At 50.0% G+C, this 18,416-nt stretch carries 16 protein-coding genes, 1 tRNA gene and 1 pseudogene; 11 read left to right on the top strand and 7 right to left on the bottom strand.

Annotated elements, in window-relative coordinates; all coding sequences use genetic code 11:
- Window positions 1-297 precede the first annotated feature (297 nt).
- Both ABID13_RS12980 and ABID13_RS12975 read left to right on the top strand, forming a co-directional pair.
- Window positions 298-819 (top strand): TRAP transporter small permease, encoded by a 522-nt coding sequence (locus tag ABID13_RS12980; protein WP_007867796.1) that lies wholly within the window; start codon window positions 298-300, stop codon window positions 817-819.
- Window positions 820-823: 4 nt separating this feature from the next.
- Complete coding sequence (locus ABID13_RS12975) at window positions 824-2,116, top strand: TRAP transporter large permease (protein ID WP_007867794.1); 1,293 nt, start codon at window positions 824-826, stop codon at window positions 2,114-2,116.
- 1 nt (window position 2,117) lies between these two features.
- Here ABID13_RS12975 and ABID13_RS12970 read toward each other — a convergent pair whose 3' ends face one another.
- Entirely contained in the window at window positions 2,118-3,518 is a 1,401-nt protein-coding gene (locus ABID13_RS12970; RefSeq protein ID WP_048930760.1) for an MATE family efflux transporter, read from the bottom strand.
- A gap of 288 nt (window positions 3,519-3,806) precedes the next feature.
- Between ABID13_RS12970 and nifS the strand changes: the two genes are divergently transcribed.
- The 6 genes from nifS to ABID13_RS12940 all read left to right on the top strand — a co-directional run bounded on the left by nifS (window position 3,807) and on the right by ABID13_RS12940 (window position 9,027).
- Entirely contained in the window at window positions 3,807-4,991 is a 1,185-nt protein-coding gene (gene nifS / locus ABID13_RS12965; protein WP_007867791.1) for a cysteine desulfurase NifS, read from the top strand.
- A 46-nt stretch (window positions 4,992-5,037) separates the two neighbouring features.
- Window positions 5,038-5,475, top strand: a complete 438-nt coding sequence (gene nifU, locus ABID13_RS12960) for a Fe-S cluster assembly scaffold protein NifU (protein ID WP_007867790.1) — start codon at window positions 5,038-5,040, stop codon at window positions 5,473-5,475.
- The gene (gene mnmA / locus ABID13_RS12955; protein WP_156200170.1) at window positions 5,472-6,548 is read left to right on the top strand and encodes a tRNA 2-thiouridine(34) synthase MnmA; all 1,077 of its coding nucleotides are present in this window, start codon (window positions 5,472-5,474) and stop codon (window positions 6,546-6,548) included. The genes nifU and mnmA overlap by 4 nt, the downstream gene beginning before the upstream one ends.
- Window positions 6,545-7,888, top strand: coding sequence for an N-acetylmuramoyl-L-alanine amidase (locus ABID13_RS12950; RefSeq protein WP_156200167.1), 1,344 nt, complete (start codon window positions 6,545-6,547; stop codon window positions 7,886-7,888). Before mnmA ends, ABID13_RS12950 begins: the two co-directional genes overlap by 4 nt.
- Before the next feature lie 107 nt (window positions 7,889-7,995).
- Complete coding sequence (locus ABID13_RS12945) at window positions 7,996-8,805, top strand: DUF6612 family protein (RefSeq protein ID WP_007867786.1); 810 nt, start codon at window positions 7,996-7,998, stop codon at window positions 8,803-8,805.
- A 133-nt stretch (window positions 8,806-8,938) separates the two neighbouring features.
- Window positions 8,939-9,027 (top strand) — tRNA-Ser (locus ABID13_RS12940).
- Between the two features lie 170 nt (window positions 9,028-9,197).
- Here ABID13_RS12940 and ABID13_RS12935 read toward each other — a convergent pair.
- On the bottom strand, window positions 9,198-10,862 hold the full coding sequence (locus tag ABID13_RS12935) for a S8 family peptidase (protein ID WP_048930759.1): 1,665 nt from the start codon (window positions 10,860-10,862) through the stop codon (window positions 9,198-9,200).
- A 327-nt stretch (window positions 10,863-11,189) separates the two neighbouring features.
- Between ABID13_RS12935 and ytvI the strand changes: the two genes are divergently transcribed.
- Together ytvI and ABID13_RS12925 are read left to right on the top strand one after the other, a co-directional pair.
- Entirely contained in the window at window positions 11,190-12,269 is a 1,080-nt protein-coding gene (gene ytvI, locus ABID13_RS12930) for a sporulation integral membrane protein YtvI (protein WP_048930758.1), read from the top strand.
- 27 nt (window positions 12,270-12,296) lie between these two features.
- The gene (locus tag ABID13_RS12925; protein WP_048930757.1) at window positions 12,297-13,829 is read left to right on the top strand and encodes a bifunctional metallophosphatase/5'-nucleotidase; all 1,533 of its coding nucleotides are present in this window, start codon (window positions 12,297-12,299) and stop codon (window positions 13,827-13,829) included.
- A gap of 135 nt (window positions 13,830-13,964) precedes the next feature.
- Here the strand turns inward: ABID13_RS12925 and ABID13_RS12920 are convergent, their stop codons facing one another.
- The 4 genes and pseudogenes from ABID13_RS12920 to ABID13_RS12905 all read right to left on the bottom strand — a co-directional run bounded on the left by ABID13_RS12920 (window position 13,965) and on the right by ABID13_RS12905 (window position 15,824).
- The gene (locus ABID13_RS12920) at window positions 13,965-14,123 is read right to left on the bottom strand and encodes a hypothetical protein (RefSeq protein ID WP_007867776.1); all 159 of its coding nucleotides are present in this window, start codon (window positions 14,121-14,123) and stop codon (window positions 13,965-13,967) included.
- A 5-nt stretch (window positions 14,124-14,128) separates the two neighbouring features.
- A complete protein-coding gene (locus ABID13_RS12915; protein WP_007867773.1) occupies window positions 14,129-14,311 on the bottom strand; it encodes a hypothetical protein in 183 nt (60 codons plus the stop codon).
- 121 nt (window positions 14,312-14,432) lie between these two features.
- Window positions 14,433-15,305, bottom strand: a complete 873-nt coding sequence (gene rsiV / locus ABID13_RS12910; RefSeq protein ID WP_045093118.1) for an anti-sigma-V factor RsiV — start codon at window positions 15,303-15,305, stop codon at window positions 14,433-14,435.
- Window positions 15,292-15,824 (bottom strand): annotated as a pseudogene (locus ABID13_RS12905) (sigma-70 family RNA polymerase sigma factor). Before ABID13_RS12905 ends, rsiV begins: the two are co-directional and overlap by 14 nt.
- Window positions 15,825-16,144: 320 nt before the next feature.
- Here ABID13_RS12905 and ABID13_RS28650 point away from each other — a divergent pair.
- Window positions 16,145-17,383, top strand: coding sequence for a peptidoglycan recognition family protein (locus ABID13_RS28650; RefSeq protein WP_242849289.1), 1,239 nt, complete (start codon window positions 16,145-16,147; stop codon window positions 17,381-17,383).
- 7 nt (window positions 17,384-17,390) lie between these two features.
- Here the strand turns inward: ABID13_RS28650 and ABID13_RS12895 are convergent, their stop codons facing one another.
- Window positions 17,391-18,200 carry a histidinol-phosphatase HisJ family protein gene (locus ABID13_RS12895; protein ID WP_048930755.1) on the bottom strand — a complete coding sequence of 270 codons (810 nt, stop codon included), beginning with the start codon at window positions 18,198-18,200 and terminating at the stop codon, window positions 17,391-17,393.
- Between the last annotated feature and the right edge of the window lie 216 nt (window positions 18,201-18,416).

Below are 18,416 nucleotides of genomic sequence, written 5' to 3'. Positions count from 1 at the left end.
TGGATGGAGGAGGATTTTATGACTGGGGAGGGGGATGGGAGGCATGATATAAAGAAAACATAAATGAAATGCTGCATTTGCGTTAAAAAGTTGTTAAAATTAGCCTGTTAAGATTTCTTAACAGGCTATATTTTTGTGCATAAGTTATAAAAAAGTTAAAAAAATACTAAAATTCGCAAAAACTTACCGTATTCCTGGACACCCGAATCCTTTATAATATCTTTATAGTGACCAAGTCAGTCAGAGCTCGCTGCGGTCAGGTCTCTTAATGCCATTCATAATAGAAGGGAGAGTACCATGTCATCTCTGTTTCAAACAATTGACAAGATCAAACCTGTGTATGATAAGACCTATGAGTTTGTTTTGTTCCTGTGCAAAATGCTGCTGACGGTGGATATATTGATTACCTGTATGGCGGTGGCTGGCCGTTATGTGCCCTTTATTCCGGATCCGGCCTGGAGCGAGGAGGTTGTCCTGACCTGTATGGCCTATATGGCAGTGCTTTCAGCCGCCCTGGCGATCCGCAGGAACGCCCATATCCGAATGACAGCCTTTGACATCTATCTGCCAAAGACAGTGGTGAGGGCGCTTGACATCCTGTCCGATGTGGCGGTCCTTGCCCTTGCAGTCATCATGATCACCGTGGGCTGGAAATATGCCAATGGCATTGGCTCCAAGGGGACCTATGTGAGCATGCCCTGGCTTTCACGGTTCTGGATGTATTTTCCGGTTCCCCTTGCCGGGGTGGCGATGGTGATCTTTGAACTGGAAGCGCTGTACAATCACGTAAAAGCAATCTGTATGGGAGAGGAGGAGTGAGTATATGAGCGGAGAAAACGCTGCGATCCTGATTTTGCTGGCCAGTTTTTTTGCTATGATTATTTTAAGGTTTCCCATTGCGTACGCAGTGGCCCTGTCCTCTGTATTCTGTCTGCTGTATCAGGGGCTTCCCCTGGCCACCATCTGCCAGCAGATGGTAAAGGGCATCAGCACCTTCAGCCTGATGGCCGTGCCTTTCTTCATTGTCATGGGCTGCCTGATGGGCTCCGGAGGAATATCGGAAAAGCTGATTGCACTGGCCAATGCCTGCGTGGGATGGATGCGGGGCGGCATGGCCATGGTCAATATTGTGGCATCCTATTTTTTCGGAGGGATCTCCGGTTCCGCTGCTGCGGACACGGCCTCCATCGGCTCCATTTTGATCCCAATGATGGTGGAACAGGGCTATGATGACGATTTTTCAACCGCGGTAACCATCACCTCCTCCTGTGAAGGCCTGTTGGTCCCGCCAAGCCACAACATGGTGATCTATGCCACCACGGCGGGAGGCATTTCCGTGGGAAGTCTGTTCCTGGCCGGCTATATACCGGGGGCCCTGCTGGCAGTATCGCTGATGGTGGGCTCCTATATCATCTCTGTGAAGCGCAACTATCCGAAGGGCGATAAGTTCAGCATTGCCAACCTGTTAAAGCAGCTTAGCGTATCATTCTGGGCCCTGGCAGCGGTGCTGATCGTGGTTGTGGGCGTTGTGGGCGGTGCATTTACAGCAACGGAGTCAGCGGCCATTGCGGTCATCTACAGCCTGATCGTCAGCGTGTTCATCTACAAAGGCCTTGACTGGAAAGGCGTGTGGAGAGTTATGGGGGAATGTGTGGAGACCCTGTCCATTGTATTGATCCTCATTTCCACTTCCAGCATATTCGGTTACTGCCTGACCCGCCTGCATGTGCCTATAATGGCAGCCAACGCCATCACAGGTCTGACAAACAATCCCGTCATCCTGGCGCTGCTGTTGAACCTGATCCTTCTGGTACTGGGCTGTATCATGGATATGGCGCCCATTATCCTGATCGCCACCCCCATTCTGATGCCCATTGCAACATCCATTGGGATCGACCCCATTCAGTTCGGCATCATGGTGGTGTTAAACTGCGGCATCGGCCTTTTGACTCCTCCGGTGGGAGCGGTGCTTTTTATAGGATCCGCTGTTTCCAAGGTTCCCATAGAGCGGGTAGTCAAGGCGACCCTGCCGTTTTACCTGTGCATGATCATTACGCTTCTGCTGATCACCTTTATTCCTGCCATCAGCCTCTGGCTTCCCCAGGTTTTATCATAAGTCAGGACCGGACGCCCTGGAAGCCCTGAATATCGCGGACTTCCTGGGGCTCCTGGGGAAAACTCTGAAAGATCCCGTGTATAATAAAGGCCGTGAGTACCAGGGTACATACATCGGCAATGGGCTGGGCGGCCTGGATTCCCAGAAGTCCAAGGAAATGGGCGGCCAGCAGCAGGATCGGTATAAGGAAGAGCCCCTGCCGGGAAATGGACAGCAGGGTGGCTCTGAAACCGTATCCAATGGACTGGGACATCATGTTGCTCATGGTGAGGAACCCATTGAACCACATGGTGATGAGCTGAAGCCGCAGGGCCAGGGTGCCGATGGCAATGACCGCCGGGTCATCCCTGCGGAACAGGCTGATGACATGTCCCGAGATAAGAAAGACTCCGGCGCAGATTACGATCAGGATACAGGTGGTAAATTTAACACAGAATATATATGCCTGGCGGACCCGGGCATATTTTTTTGCCCCATAGGAAAAAGCGCATACGGGCTGGAAGCCCTGGCCAAACCCGATCACGGCTGAATTGATGAAATAGACCAGGCGGTTTACAATGGCCATGGCGGCAATGGCAGCGTCCCCAAAGGGATGGGCCGTGGTGTTAAGGACAATGGTGGCAATGCTTGCCATGCCCTGGCGGGTCAGGGAAGGCATCCCGCCGTAGATGATCTTTCCGTACAGGGAAAGGGAAGGGCGGAAATTCCGGAGCCGTATGGGAATGCATCCTTTCCTCCTGTTGCACTGGGCCAGCAGGATGCAGAAGCTTATGAACTGGGAGAGCCCGGTGGCAATGGCAGCGCCTGAGGTCCCCAGGTTCAGGCCGAATATGAACAGGGGGTCCAGGGCAATGTTCAGGATCCCTCCCGCGGTGATGCCGATCATGGCAAATGCGGCCAGGCCCTGGAGGCGCAGAAGATTGTTCATGATAAAGGAGCACATCATAAACGGGGTGGCTATAAAGATATAGCGCGCATACTCCACCGCATAGGGCTTGATGGTCTCGGTGGCCCCTAAAAGCATGACGATCTGGTCAATGTGCAGCAGGCACACAAAGCCCAGGCAGGTGCCCAGTATCATGCCCGTAAAAAAGGCTACGGACACAGCTGTCTCACCTTCCTTTGTCCTGCCGGCGCCCAGACAGCGCGCCATGTGGTTGCCGGTGCCCATGCCGATGGTAAAGGACAGAGCCTGGATAATGGCCATGGCGGAAAAGATGATCCCCACTGCTCCCGATGCGCTTGTGCCCAGCTGGCTTACAAAAAATGTGTCCGCCATATTATAAATGGAACTGACCATCATGCTTATGATGGTGGGCACGGCAAGCCTTGGCACCACCTTTCTGATATCCCCGTTTACCAGCATGTCGTACCGTTCATTTTCCCCTTCATTCATCCCCATAGTATCTTCCTTCTTTCTATATCGTTAACTTCCATTATAATGACGAAGGGGCGGAAATGTCAATGCAGTGCATGATTCTAATAGGGCCGGATGCAAAAGACAGAGCCTGGAGGGCGGGGGATCCCTGTGAACTGAGGGGTGTGGATGACATATAATAAAGTATCAGCCTTCATGTTTGCTTTGGACAAAATACAAGTATTCCTATTGAAATTGTAGGAATACTATGGTATAGTAAGAGGCGTAGATGAAGCTTTTAACTTTAGGACTACAGAAAGGCGGATTTTTAGTATGAAACAGTTGATTTATCTTGATAATGCGGCCACCACCAAGACGAGGCCGGAGGTAGTGGAAGCCATGCTTCCATATTTTACGGAATTTTATGGAAATCCATCATCCGTATATGATTTTTCCACCAACAGCAAAAAAGCAGTCAGCCATGCAAGGGAAACCATTGCTCAGTCATTGGGGGCCAAGACCAATGAAATATATTTCACGGCAGGAGGCAGCGAGTCTGATAACTGGGCTCTGGTTGCAACCGCGGAAGCCTATGCCGGGAAGGGAAAACATATCATTACCAGCAAGATTGAGCACCATGCCATCCTTCACACCTGCCAGTATCTGGAAAAGAGAGGATACGATGTCACCTATCTGGATGTGGATGAGAACGGCGTGGTCAAGCTGGACGAACTGAAAAAGGCGATCAGGCCGGACACCATCCTGATCTCCGTCATGTTTGCAAACAATGAGATCGGAACCATTGAACCCATAAAGGAGATCGGCGCAATTGCAAAAGAACACGGTATCCTGTTCCACACAGACGCGGTACAGGCCTACGCCCACGTGCCCATCAATGTGGATGATTACAACATCGACATGCTCAGCTCCAGCGGGCATAAGCTGAACGGGCCAAAGGGGATCGGTTTCCTCTATATCCGTACAGGCGTTAAGATCCGTTCCTTTATCCATGGGGGAGCCCAGGAGCGCAAACGCCGTGCAGGCACGGAAAATGTTCCCGGCATTGTGGGCTACGGCAAGGCAGTGGAGATTGCCATGGCCAACATGAAAGAGCGCACACAGAAAGAGACGGAGCTTCGTGATTACCTGATGGAGCGGGTGGTCAGCGAGGTGCCCTTTACCAGGATCAACGGTTCCCGTTCCAGCCGCCTTCCCAACAATGCGAACTTTGCTTTCCAGTTCATTGAAGGGGAATCCCTTCTCATCAAACTGGACATGGCAGGGATCTGCGGTTCCAGCGGCTCCGCCTGTACCTCCGGATCCCTGGACCCATCCCATGTGCTCCTGGCCATCGGGCTGCCCCATGAGATCGCCCATGGTTCCCTGCGTCTGACGCTCAGCGAGGAGAACACCAGGGAAGAGATCGACTACGTGGTAGAGCAGATCAAGGAAGTGGTGGCTTACCTGCGCAGCATGTCACCGTTATACGAAGATTATATGAAGCACAACAAACAGTAAAAGCGGAGCGCCTGTGGTTTGGCGCCCATGACCAGGAGGAATATAGATGTACACCGAGAAAGTAATGGACCATTTTGAGCACCCAAGAAATGTGGGTGAAATAGAGAACCCCAGCGGCCTGGGAACCGTGGGAAATCCCAAATGCGGCGATATCATGAGGATCTATCTGGATATTGACGATAACCAGATCATAAGGGATGTGAAGTTTAAAACCTTTGGCTGCGGCGCGGCCGTGGCTACCAGCAGCATGGCTACCGAACTGGTAAAAGGAAAATCCGTCCAGGAGGCCATGAAAATCACCAACAAAGCTGTCATGGAAGCTCTTGACGGATTGCCCCCGGTTAAGGTACACTGTTCATTGTTAGCAGAGGAAGCCATTCACGCCGCCCTCTGGGATTATGCACAGAAACAGGGTATTACCATTGAAGGGTTGGAAAAACCCAAGGATAATATCGAAGAAGAGGAAGAGGAAGAAGACTATTGAGCAGGAAAGTTGTAGTAGGCATGTCAGGAGGAGTTGACTCCTCCGTGGCTGCCTGGCTGTTAAAGCAGCAGGGTTATGACGTTATCGGCGTCACCATGCAGATATGGCAGGATGAGGATACGGATGTCCAGGAGGCAGAAGGGGGATGCTGCGGCTTAAGCGCCGTGGATGATGCCCGCAGGGTTGCCATGGATCTCGGTATCCCTTATTATGTCATGAATTTCAGGGAAGAGTTCCGGAAAAACGTAATGGACTATTTTGTGGGCGAGTATGTGGAGGGGAAAACACCTAACCCCTGTATTGCCTGCAACCGCTATGTGAAGTGGGAGTCCCTTTTAAGGCGCAGCATGGCGATCGGGGCGGATTATATTGCCACCGGCCATTATGCACAGATCGAGCAGCTGCCAAACGGCAGATATGCCCTCAAAACCTCGGTTACAGTGGAGAAGGACCAGACCTATGCCCTTTACAACCTGACCCAGGATCAGCTGGCCCATACCCTGATGCCTGTGGGCAGCTTTTGTAAGGATGAGATACGCAGGATGGCCCGGGACATCGGACTTCAGGTGGCCCATAAGCCTGACAGCCAGGAGATCTGTTTTATACCGGACCATGATTATGCCAATTTTATTGAAGAGTACACAGGAAAGCAGATGCCAAAGGGCAATTTTGTGGATCTGCAGGGAAATGTCCTGGGCAGGCACGAAGGAATCTCCCATTATACCATTGGCCAGCGCAAGGGCCTGAACCTTTCAATGGGGCGTCCCGTGTTTGTGGTAGAGATACGTCCCGAGACCAATGAGGTGGTGATCGGAGAGGGCAAGGATGTATTTACAAATGTCCTTTGCTGCAGCAAGTTGAACTGGATGGCGGTGGACGGCCTTCATGGACAGGCGATGGAGGTCATTGCCAAGATCAGATACAGCCACAGGGGCGCGCCCTGCACCATACGGGAGATTGGTCCGGACCTGGTGGAGTGCGTGTTCCACGAGCCGGTACGGGCGGCTACGCCGGGCCAGGCCGTTGTGTTCTACCAGGGGGATCATGTGGCAGGCGGAGGTACTATTGTATGAAAATGAAGGCGTGGGAAAGACAGGGATCAAAGGTTTCTTTTGTGCTGGCAGGAATACTGGCCTGCAGCCTTGGAGCTGCGGGCTGCAGCCAGTATGCCACCAGTGAGGAACTTAAGTCCCAGGCAGAGGTATCCCAGGCAGAGGCGGCCATGGATGGTCTGGGAGGAAAAGGCGGTTCTGCTTCTGAAGGCCAGAATGGCAAGGATGATCAGGGCCGGGATAACCAGGGCCGGGATGATCAAAGCCAGGGAGACATCCGGATCAGCGCCACTGCGGAAACCACCCGTCTGGAGACAGAGCTGACCACAGCGCCCTTGCCGGTATTTGAGAGTGTGGACGATTCGGTTTATGTAAAGACCTCTGACGGAGGCAGTGTGCGTATCCGGTCATCCTGTGACACGGGAAGCGATTCCAACATAGTCACCTATGCAAGCCATGGGACAAAACTGAAACGCACGGGTAAGAGCAGCGAGTGGACCAGGATCGATTACAACGGTACATCCTGCTATCTCTCATCCGCTTATGTAACCACCGATGTTGTAGAGACAAGTGGGGCAGCCGGGGTGTCCGGGGCATCATGCGCGGACAGCGGGGAGGTTACCCTGAACCCTTCCTGGAAGTATGCTGATTTTTCAAAGATCAACTCCGGTTCTGCCGTGCTTTACCGTTCGGATGCATCCGGCAGGAAAAATATCACGGTCTGCGTCAATGCGGGACACGGCACAAAAGGCGGTTCTTCGGTGAAGACCCTGTGCCATCCGGATGGTACGCCCAAGGTCACCGGGGGCACAACCGGCGCGGGCGCAACCTCGGCCGTGGCTGTTTCAGGCGGGATGACATTTGCGGACGGTACGGCGGAGAGTAAGGTGACCCTTGCCATGGCAAAGATCCTAAAGGATAAACTTCTGGCATCCGGGTATGATGTGCTGATGATAAGGGAAAGTGATGATGTGCAGTTGGATAATATAGCCAGGACAGTGATCGCCAACAATACCAGCGACTGCCATATTGCGCTCCACTGGGATTCCACCACCAACAACAAGGGGGCGTTTTATATGAGTGTGCCCAATGTGGATTCCTATCGGAACATGGAGCCGGTGAGAAGCCACTGGCAGTCCCACAATGCTCTTGGAGAGAGTCTGGTGGCAGGCCTGAAAGGCGTTGGGGTAAAGATATTCTCCAATGGAGCCATGGCCATGGACCTGACCCAGACCTCCTTTTCCACCATACCTTCCGTGGACATAGAGTTGGGTGACAAGGCATCAGACCACTCCCAGGCAACTCTGAATACATTGGCTGACGGCCTTCTGGCAGGGATCAACCAATATTTTGGCCGGTGATTATTAACATTTTCTTACAGTACCCTTCTTGAGATAGACAAAAACTGAAAACTGTTTTACAATAAGCATAACAGTTTGATTTTTGTCAAAACAAGGAGGGACTTTTTATGAAACTTATGAAACGCCTGCTGGCCATCGCCCTTGGAGCCGCCCTGCTGTGCCCCATGACCGCATATGCCGGACAGACAGAGGAAGCTTTGGCGCTGTATAACCAGGTACAGGAGAAGAGCAGATCCATTACGGACATGAATGCCTACTATGATTTTAAGATAAAAGTGGGCGGCACCATGCTGCAGAATGAAGGCCTGTCCCCCATGGACATGCGGCTTGAGATGAACATAAAGATGAACCATCTCACAGACCCCGGCCAGATGCGTTATATGGCTTACAGCCGTATGACGGGACCGGACAATGAGCAGATTACATTTTCCATGTATTATCTGGACGGATACTGCTACATGGATATGCTGGGTCAGAAAGTCAAGTACCCCATGGCAATGGCCGACATGATGGAGCAGTCCATGGCATCCGCCAATGCCTTTGATGTTTCCACAGACATTATGCGGGACCTGAACCTGTGGGATGAGGGTGAGAATAAGGTGATCGGTTTTACCATTGATGATACTAAGATGAATGAGTACCTTCAGACTGTTTTAAGTTCTACGGGCCTCACCGGCATGATGGATGGAACCGGCATGAACCTTCGCAACATGAGAGGTGAATATGTTGTAAATCCAAACGGTGACATGATCAAGATGCGTCTTAAGATGGATATGGATATGACCATGGAAGGCCAGACCGTTACCGTAAATCTGGACGGAGATGTGGGAATCGCAGATCCGGGCCAGCCTGTGGATGTTCCTGTTCCCAATGTTGCCGAGTATACGGATATGACGGCAGCTGCAGCTGCTAATTAAGGCTTGGCAGCGGTATCAGGCTAAGATTTGACAGCATGGATATAAGACAACAGAATTGAAAGTAAAAAAATTAATGCCAACTACTACACAAAACACGAAATTTAGTGTATAATGCAGTAGTTGGTATTTTCTTGGAGGAGTACCCAAGCGGCTGAAGGGTCTGGCTTCGAACACCAGTAGGTCGGTAGCACCGGCGCGAGGGTTCAAATCCCTCCTCCTCCGTTTCATAGGCTGTCAGCGATATTGCTGGCGGCTTTTTTGTGATGAATGGGTTTGTTAAATGTACCGGCAGCCGGATGGTCTGTATATGGGGAATGAAGAAGCAGGAATATGGAGGGGCCTGTCCCCGTGGGTTAGACGTATAAAGCCATTATAAGAACAGAATATACATGCTATAGTGAGGCGAATTGTTCAAAGACTCTGTTAACATCCAGTTCTCCATATCCCCAAATGTTATTAGGAAATAAAATTTCCGGATCATGTCTCGCTCCCCGTGTTAATAGCCTGCTGATATCATTTCCTGTAATCGAGGTATAGTTCCCACGGGAAACACACCATTCTAAAATGATCGCGATGGCTCCGCCGGCAAAAGCGGCAGCAGCTCCGCTGCCGGAGGCATTACCGTAACGGTTTTGGGGCAAGGCGCAGGGAATCTGATAACCTGGTGCTGCCAGATCCGGTTTTATGTGTCCGTTTCGGGTAAATCCTCTTCCTGACTCTTGGATTATCCGGTTATCAAGCTGATTGTAGGCGGTCACTGTCAGCGGATGGTAGCTGTTGCCTGGAGAAGTGATGGTTGTATCGGGATCCGGCCGTATAAAATATGTGTTATCCGACAGAATCGATTCGGTTGGCAGCCAGGCATGGAAAGTAAATGCCTCATTTTCTAAATTGCGTATTCGGATCGTCCATGTACCGGGAAGCGCGTTATGAAAACGGACAAGGATTAATTGGTCCCCTGTATCCTGCTCAAACATCATATTATTGACCCATAAAATGCAATCATGAAAAATAAACTGAAATCTTCTGCAGTCAAACAGGGAAGGGAAGACCTGCTGTGTGGTTTCACGATTGGGTGCAAAAATCTCCACGGATAATCTTGAATAGGAGGACCATATCTCAAATGAAAATTCATGATCGCCATCTCCAACCAACAGCTCAAAATCATTTTGGAATGGCGCTGTCATTGTGGTATGAAAATAATGTCTTCCCGCTACGCCTTCATTTCCGGCCGATATGGATATTCCTATCCATGGGAGCTGGGAAAGATAATCCAAATAGCTGCTGAGAGCACCGTTTCCGTCATGCCCTCCTTGATTGCTGCCCAATGCAAGGCATATAACAATAGGGCGCCTCAGGGCTTGTGAAACAGTGTATAAATATCTGACTCCAAGCATGATGTCCGATTCCATATAGCAAGTAACATCATTGGGGACACAAAATATATCTTTGATATTTTTCTTTGCTTCCTTTAACTTTACAATGACCAACTCAGATTTTGGTGCGACACCGGAAAAGTTAACCGTATCGTTTGGGCTGCCGGCAATGATACTGGCAAGGGATGTACCGTGTCCGGTGGGATCAGATACAGGTACTATAGAATGAGGGATATCTGAGGATAAAGCATGATTGATCTCCTCGGTCTGATATTCCGTGCCGAAGGTAAATCGTTCCGGCGGCGTACCATTTTGATTGGTCTGGTCCCAAATAGAGATGATTCGGGAAGTACTGTCAGGATTGCGGAATGCAGGATGGGTGTAATCAATTCCGGTGTCAATAATACCGACCAGTACCCCCAGGCCCTGTAAATCCAGATGGGGATTCTCCTGTATGGAGATAATTCCGGAGGCTCCCAGGCTGATAGGAGAAGTAGCTTCAAATAAGCTAGGGAATATGTGATATGGCATTGTGCCGAGAGAACAGATATTATCAGCGGCAGGAAGATGGATCAAGGCATGCCGTTCATTAATATAAGTAATGTTATCATCGTTTGCATAAATCGGAGCTATTGCATTATTTATTATTAAGTCATAATAATTCTCATCTAATATTTTCATCCAGCGCATTCCTAAGTTTCCAATTTATTTCAATATATGAGAGTGGACCTTGAAATAGTCATTCATGGGCATAAGGTTAAAAATATGTTAAACTTACTTCCACCCTCTTGTGTTATTACATTTAAACCCATATAATAAGCCATAAACAGATCACACAAAAGGAGAAAACCGTTTTTATGGAGGACGCTGATCGTAATGCTGCCCTGAACTATAATTTTACACAGAAATCAGAACAATGAGGCATGTCCTGCGCCCTTTTTGGCGTTGGCCGTGCCATTTTATTTTATGCTTTCCGGCTGAGGAAGGAAACAGAAAGGAACCGATGTGATGAAAACAGAAGAAAGAAAGGTATTTATAATCAATTGCATGTATTTTGCCATCCTGTTGGCGGCCGCTTTTGCTATTTTAAAATACGGCCTGCCCATGGTAACCCCTTTTGTCACGGCATTTGTGATCGCATACCTGTTAAAGGGACCCATTTGCTTTTTGTCAGGAAGGCTTCATCTGAACCAAAAGGTCACGGCCATTCTGCTGGTACTCCTGTTTTACAGCACAGCGGGGCTTTTGATAGCCCTGCTCTGTATTAAGATGTTTTCCCAGGGAAAAGCGCTCATAGTAAATCTGCCGGCAATCTATACTAACCGGGCGGAACCGGTACTTGCAGGGATATTCAGCAGCATTGAGCAGTCCATTCTGCGCATGGACCCATCCCTTGTGGGTGCTCTGGAGGAACTGGAGGGACATTTTGTACAGTCGGCAGGCCAGATGGTTTCCGGGCTTTCCATAAGCGCCATGGGGTGGATATCCGGTTTTGCCTCCTCCCTTCCCGGCCTTTTTATCAATCTGCTGCTTATGGTCATAGCCACCTTTTTCACAGCAATGGATTATGACCGGCTCACAAGCTTCTGCCTGCTTCAGATGGGGGAAAAGTCAAGGGGGATCTTTCTGAAGATCCAGGCTTATGTGGTAGGCACGCTGTTTGTATGCATCCGTTCCTATGCCCTTATCATGTCCATAACCTTTGTGGAACTTGCCCTGGGACTTACACTGATCGGCGTGGAGCACTCCCTTCTGATCGCATTTTTGATCGCTGTTTTTGATATCCTTCCTGTGCTGGGAACAGGGGGCATTATGATACCGTGGACGATCATCACAGCCATTACGGGAGATCACAAACTGGCTCTGGGACTTCTGATCGTTTATCTGGCCATCACGGTCATCCGCAATATCATAGAGCCCAAGATCGTAGGCAGCCAGATCGGCCTTCACCCCGTGGTGACGCTGGTCAGCATGTTTGTGGGGGCGCAGCTTTTTGGGGTGCTTGGACTTTTCGGTTTTCCCATCGGTCTCTCGCTGCTGCGCCATCTCAATGACACAGGCACGGTCAGGCTGTTCAGAACAGCGTAATGGCAGAAAACTATTAGGGGTGCGGGGATGAAACGGACATTAAAGATATATTATACTTCTGATACCCATGGACATATATTTCCAGTGGATTATCTGGCAGGTGTACCTGAAACATGCGGTATCCTGAACTTGGCCGCACAGATGAAAAAGGATGAAAACACCCTGATCCTGGACGGCGGAGATACGCTTCAGGGCACGCCTTTTTCCCAGTATTATCTGGAACATCCGGATAAAGCGCCATGCCATCCCATGGCTGCGGCGTTTAACGCGGCAGGATACGACTATATCACTCTTGGAAACCATGATTTTAATTTTGGGTACAAGGCCCTGAGGGATTACCTCCAGGCGCTGGATGCACAGTGCCTGTGTGCCAATGTGCAGGATCTGAGGGGAGAATTGGGAATCCTGCCGGAGGTCGTGCATACCCTGGAAAACGGGCTTAGGATTGGGATTTCGGGAATTGTAACAGATTATGTAAATGTGTGGGAACAGCCTGAAACATTGGCAGGACTGCGGATTACAGATGCCTTTACCGCAGCATCCCATGCATATGAGCGCCTCCGGCCGCAGTGTGATATCTGTATCTGTATTTACCATGGAGGATTTGAGCGTGATCTGCAGGACGGCAGGATCTTATCCTACACAGGAGAAAATATTGGCTGGAAGCTTTGCGAAGAATTGGGTTATGACCTGGTACTGACCGGTCACCAGCATGCGGCAATAGAAGGAACAGATATAAATAAAACTTATGCGGTCCAATGTCCTGGGGGAGCAGAGCGGTATGTTTTTCTGGAGGTTGAGGAGGAAGACAAAAAGGTGGACATAGGATCCCGGATCCTGCCTGTGGAAAAAGAGCACGAGAGGGAACCCTATGACACGCTGCTGCCCTTTGAATGCATGGTGGAGCAATGGCTGAACCAGCCTGTGGGATGGATGGCGAATGATATATTGCCTGAGGAAAAATTGAAGGCGGCCCTGGGGGGCAGCCGTATGGCTGCCTTGTTTAATCAGGTACAGCTTGCAGTAACCGGTGCGGAATTATCCTGTACCAGTTTGGGAAATACTCCTGTGGGCCTGTACAGCCCTGTGACCATGAAAGGGATATATAGGGCATATCCCTTTGACAACACGCTAGTGGTCCTGGAGGCAGATGAGACAGTGCTCAGGGCCTCCCTGGAGCGGTGCGCAGCTTACTTTACGCTAAAGGATGGAAAACCGGCAATATCGGAAGTGTTCCTGGAACCAAAGCTGGGACATTTTAATTACGATTTTTATGCAGGAATCTCCTATGTCTTTGACATAGGACGTCCTGTGGGACAAAGAGTAACCAAGCTGACCAGGACAGACGGCACTCCTCTGGGAAAGGGAAAATTGCGGCTGTGTACCAGCAATTACCGCGCCACGGGCATAGGGGGATATGAGCTGTTGGGCCGCTGCCCTGTATTGTGGAAAGGCACTGTGCAGGTGCCGGAGCTGATCGCCCGTTATATCCGCTCCAACAGTCCCGTAAAACTGCCGAATAGGGAAAGCTGCCAGGTGATCTGGCAGCCTCAGACGTGATACGGTCTAATATGTAGGTATTCCGGGATCTGAACATATTTGGACAAAGCTGCTCTCTGTACGGGAACGTCCGAGGGGGCAGGCCCCCCGGACTGTTTTAATTCCGTTTCCATGCTGGGTCCTGACCGGTCAGGATCAGGACTCCATGCCTCTTCCCGGGCATTCCTCCGGGATGGAAGGGGTGGCGTCAGCGGTTCCGGGCAGGTCGATCTCCGGAATGTCGCCATCGCCGTAAGTGCTGCTGTTTCTTCCCGGAAGCTCCAAGGGCTCCATGGGTGTCTGTCCGGCATTCATGGCCATCATCCTTTCGTAAACATGTTTTCTACATAGTTGCGCATTTCCTGTCTGCTCTCAATGGTTCTGGCGCCATTGACGATTTGTTCCTGTTCCGGTTTGGAAAGCCCTGCAAAGCGGTTTAAGGCATCGGAATGCATGGCCAGCTCCATAGTAAACCCAATGGGCAGTTCATCATTATCTATCATGTTCATCACCTCATGGTTAGTATGGAGGATAAGGCGGGAAAATATGCGTTTTTTCAAGTATAAAAAAGTGGATGTACAGGGAGTCTGCTGCACATCCACGGGATAGGAAGGAAATTGAATCCTAAAAGGTTCCGGTAACAGAAGCGGGGATGGTAAATTCCACTGCTCCCATATAACCAGGTGCCACATCATATTCATTAAAAGCAATTACAAGTTCACCGTTCTGATTAAAATAGTAACTTTCATCCCCGGTCAGTCCCTTAAAGTCCTCCTCAGGCATCTCGGAATGATAGAAATAGATAATATTCTCGTCCGCGGCCATCTGAGCTTCCATCTGCTGCTTGATCTGATCGCTGACAGCTTCCAGGGCTGCCGGTTTGTTTTTCAGAAGTTCTGCCAGGGTTATGACATTTCCTGTTGTCTTGTCAATGGTAAAGATCTTAACAAACTGAGTGCCGCTGGCCATGGTAAGGGTGGTGTCGATCCGGATGGACAGGTATTTGTCAGTGTCAGTCACCACCTTGTATCGGGAATCCACTCCATAATGGCCTTCACCATTGTTTGCGGCCAGTTCTTTTTCGTAGTCGGCAATGAATTCATTGGCATATTCCTCAATGGATTTATTGGCAGGGACCTGGGTTTCTCCACTGTTCTCCAAAGTTACCTGGGGAACCTGGATATCTGCTTCAAAATTGCCCTTTTTATCTTCAAAGGTACGGAAGGTAACTACTTTGGCAATGGATCCGATCACGGGTATCTGCTCCATTGCATTGGCTGTGGTAGGATTTAAGTTAGCCAGCAGGGTAATGGTCAGCATGGCTGCTGCTGCGACCCCGCCTGTATGTTTTGCAAATTTCATAATGATCACGCCTTTCTGTTCTCTTTTTGCCTGGGCAATGCCCGTCTGCATGCGCGTCTTAGCTTCTTTTGGCACAGGAATGTGGTCATATTCCTGCTTTAACATGTCCATCTGTTTTTTTTCATCCTGTTTCATGAGCATTACTCCTTTCTAAAATTTATCTGCAACATCTTTATAATGTTCGGCCTCCAGGTTTAGTCTTAGCTTTTTCAGGGACCTGTACAGCCTGGCTTTTACCGTGTTCAGGTTATCACCCAGGATATCTGCAATGTCCTCCAGCTTCAGGTCCTCAAAATACCTGAGGATAATAATTGATTTGCTTTTGTGGTCCAGCTGGTTCAGTATGGTCCGCAGTTCCGTTTCCTGATACTGATCCTCCACCGGGATCTCCGGCAGTTCCTCGGTCAGTGTCTCCTTCTTTTTCTTCCGTAACAGATCCAGGGCAGTGTTGACTACGATCCTGTAAATCCATGTGGACAGGTAGTCTTTATTCTTAACCTTGCCGCAGTCCCTGATCGCCCGATAGGCGCTTTCCTGGACTACATCCAAAGCATCGTCTTCATTGCGCATATAGCTATATGCCAGGCGGTAATATTTCTCATAATTGTCCGTGAGAATCCGTTCGGTGTCCGCCGTATTTTTTTGAAAGCCCATGTATTGTATCCTCCTTTCGTATCCTTCTGTGTGTTAGACGTTTGAGGATTCCATAAAGTTGCACTCATTCCTACATTTTATCGTAAGAATTGTGAAATGCAACATCCATTGTGTTTTAAATCAAAAAATGTTATATTGATAATACCCTTAGTGGACAATCGCATACGCTCAAACCGCTGTTTTTTTGAGGCTGGCCGCGTTAACGCCAGTGGGCGCACGTCCGGCGGTAATATCGCGGGATTACTGATCTGTTGTGTGAAAACATGTGTCCCCTTGTCCGCTGAGGGTATGGTTTTATAAAAAGATAAATCGGAAACAATATGAAAGGTATACGTCAGATGAGGGAAGATTATACAAAGGACATGGAGATAGGGGATGACATCCGCCACGTTCCCCTGGAGCCCGGGAAAAGTCGGGGAACCAGGCAGAACAGGCCTGTGGGTGCTTCACATATGGGAGGAACCAGGCAGGATAACGGCGCTGAGGGGGCGTTAGTTCCGGGCCGTTCCAGGGCAAAAGGAGCCGGACGTTCACGTTCCAGGGAGGAAGCGGCCTTAAGAAAGCGGGCTGGTTCAGGGAACGCGTCCGCAGCGGGAGAGGATCACAGCGCGGGGGGAGGCCACCGCACAGGGGAAAGTCTTCGCACAGGGGAAGGCCACCGCACAGGGGAAGGCCACCACACAGGGGAAGACCACCGCACAGGGGAAGGCCACCACGCGGAGAAGGGGCACATAGCACAGATCCGCGCGGATGCAGGCAGCCGCAGTTCCCGTGGAGCAGGCAGCCGCCTGGCCCGAAGCGGCTCACGGGATGAAACCCAAAGCAATTCACAAGGCGAAACCCGAAGCGGCTCACACGGCGAAACCAGAAACAGGTCCCAGCGCGAAGGGAAGAATGATTCGCGGGGGAGCGGCAAAAGGCGGGGAGTACCGGTGCTCGCCCTTTTACTTGCATTTGTGCTGGGCATAGGCGCAGGATTTGGCGGAGGTTATTATCTCTGGGGGTGGGAACGGCCCTATACGGTGGACCTGAAAGCGGCGGAAGTGCCTGAATGGGTAAAACAGGATTTTATAAGGAAGAATATATTTTCAAGACCGGATGTCAGCAGGCAGAGGGTTAATAATATCGTGATCCATTATGTGGCAAATCCGGGGTCCACGGCAGAAAACAACAGGAATTATTTTGACAGCCTGGCGGATCAGGATCCACAAAAGGGCGGAACCTCCACCAGCAGCCACTTTGTGGTGGGTCTGGAGGGGGAGGTGATCCAGTGCATCCCCATTACTGAAATTGCTTACGCAAATGCCCCCCGCAATGACGACACCATAGCCATAGAGGTCTGCCATCCTGATGAGACCGGGAAATTCAACGATGCAACCTATGAGTCGGTGGTAAACCTGACCGCAGCTCTGTGCAAGGAACTGAAACTGACATCCAAAGACGTGGTCCGCCATTACGATATCAACGGAAAAGTTTGTCCCAAGTACTTTGTAGATCATGAAGATGCATGGGAGCAGTTAAAAAAGGACGTGGATGCTGCCATGAAAGGCAGCAAATGACAGGCGGTTACAGCAGGTGAAATTCCGGCACCCTTTCATGGTATACCGCATAATGGCGGAAGCCGCATTCTAACAGGATACGGCGGCATTCCTCAAAGGCATTGCCCAGGAATTCCGGAGAGTGGGCATCCGACCCAATGGTGATGATCTCACCGCCAAGTTCCCTGTAGCGCTTTAAAATCCTGCTGCAGGGATTGGGCTGTCCCAGACCGTATTTAAAGCCGCCCGTATTGCACTCCAGTCCCTTGCCGTGCCGGATCAGTTCTATGAGAAGGGGTTCGATCCATTGTTCATAGCGCTGGTAGGTATAGCAGGAATTCTGATGAGGGGCGTAACGCACAATATAATCCAGATGACCAAAGGAATCAAAGGTGTCATAAAGGTTGCGCACACGGCTTAAAGATACTTTAAAAAACTGCTCCAGACCATCCTCCTCACCGTAGGTTTCCCAGTAATCGGAATCATAGGGATCCATTCCCATCACAAAATGGCTGGACCCGATAATGAAGTCAAAGCAGGAGCCGTATTCCTTTTCAAGATTGTGAAGATATCGTTTCAGGTGGTTCTGAAGGCCCAGTTCCACCCCTATATTGATACGTATCCTTTCCTTATATTCATTCCTAAGGCTTTGAAGGACAGTGAGATAGGACGGTATATCCAGGTTAAAGTTGGTGTCGCAGAAGCTGGTATCATAGTCATGATGGTCAGTGATGCACATTTCCATCATGCCAAGCCGGATGGCTCGTTCAATCTGCCGGCGCACGGGGGTATCGGAATCACCGGAAAATTCAGTATGCAGATGACAGTCGTAAATCATGGAAGGTTCTCCTTGTAGTTATTACTAAATAGGCATTATTATATGAAATAAAATTTGCCGGAGCGTGTGGACATTTAGTTCCACCCAGGCACGCTCTAGGTTCATTATAGCAGAAAGTTCCCGAAAGAAAAGATTTTATTTTATCAACAAATGAATAAGAGTGCTCCAAGGCGTGGCATAATGGATAGTGGGAAATTCAGGGGACTTTAGGCCCGT

The sequence above is a fragment of the Enterocloster citroniae genome (genome assembly GCF_040545455.1).
GTDB classification, from domain to species: Bacteria; Bacillota; Clostridia; order Lachnospirales; family Lachnospiraceae; genus Enterocloster; species Enterocloster citroniae.
The sequence above is the reverse complement of the archived record's forward strand: the minus strand, read 5'-3'. Positions and strand labels throughout refer to the sequence as shown.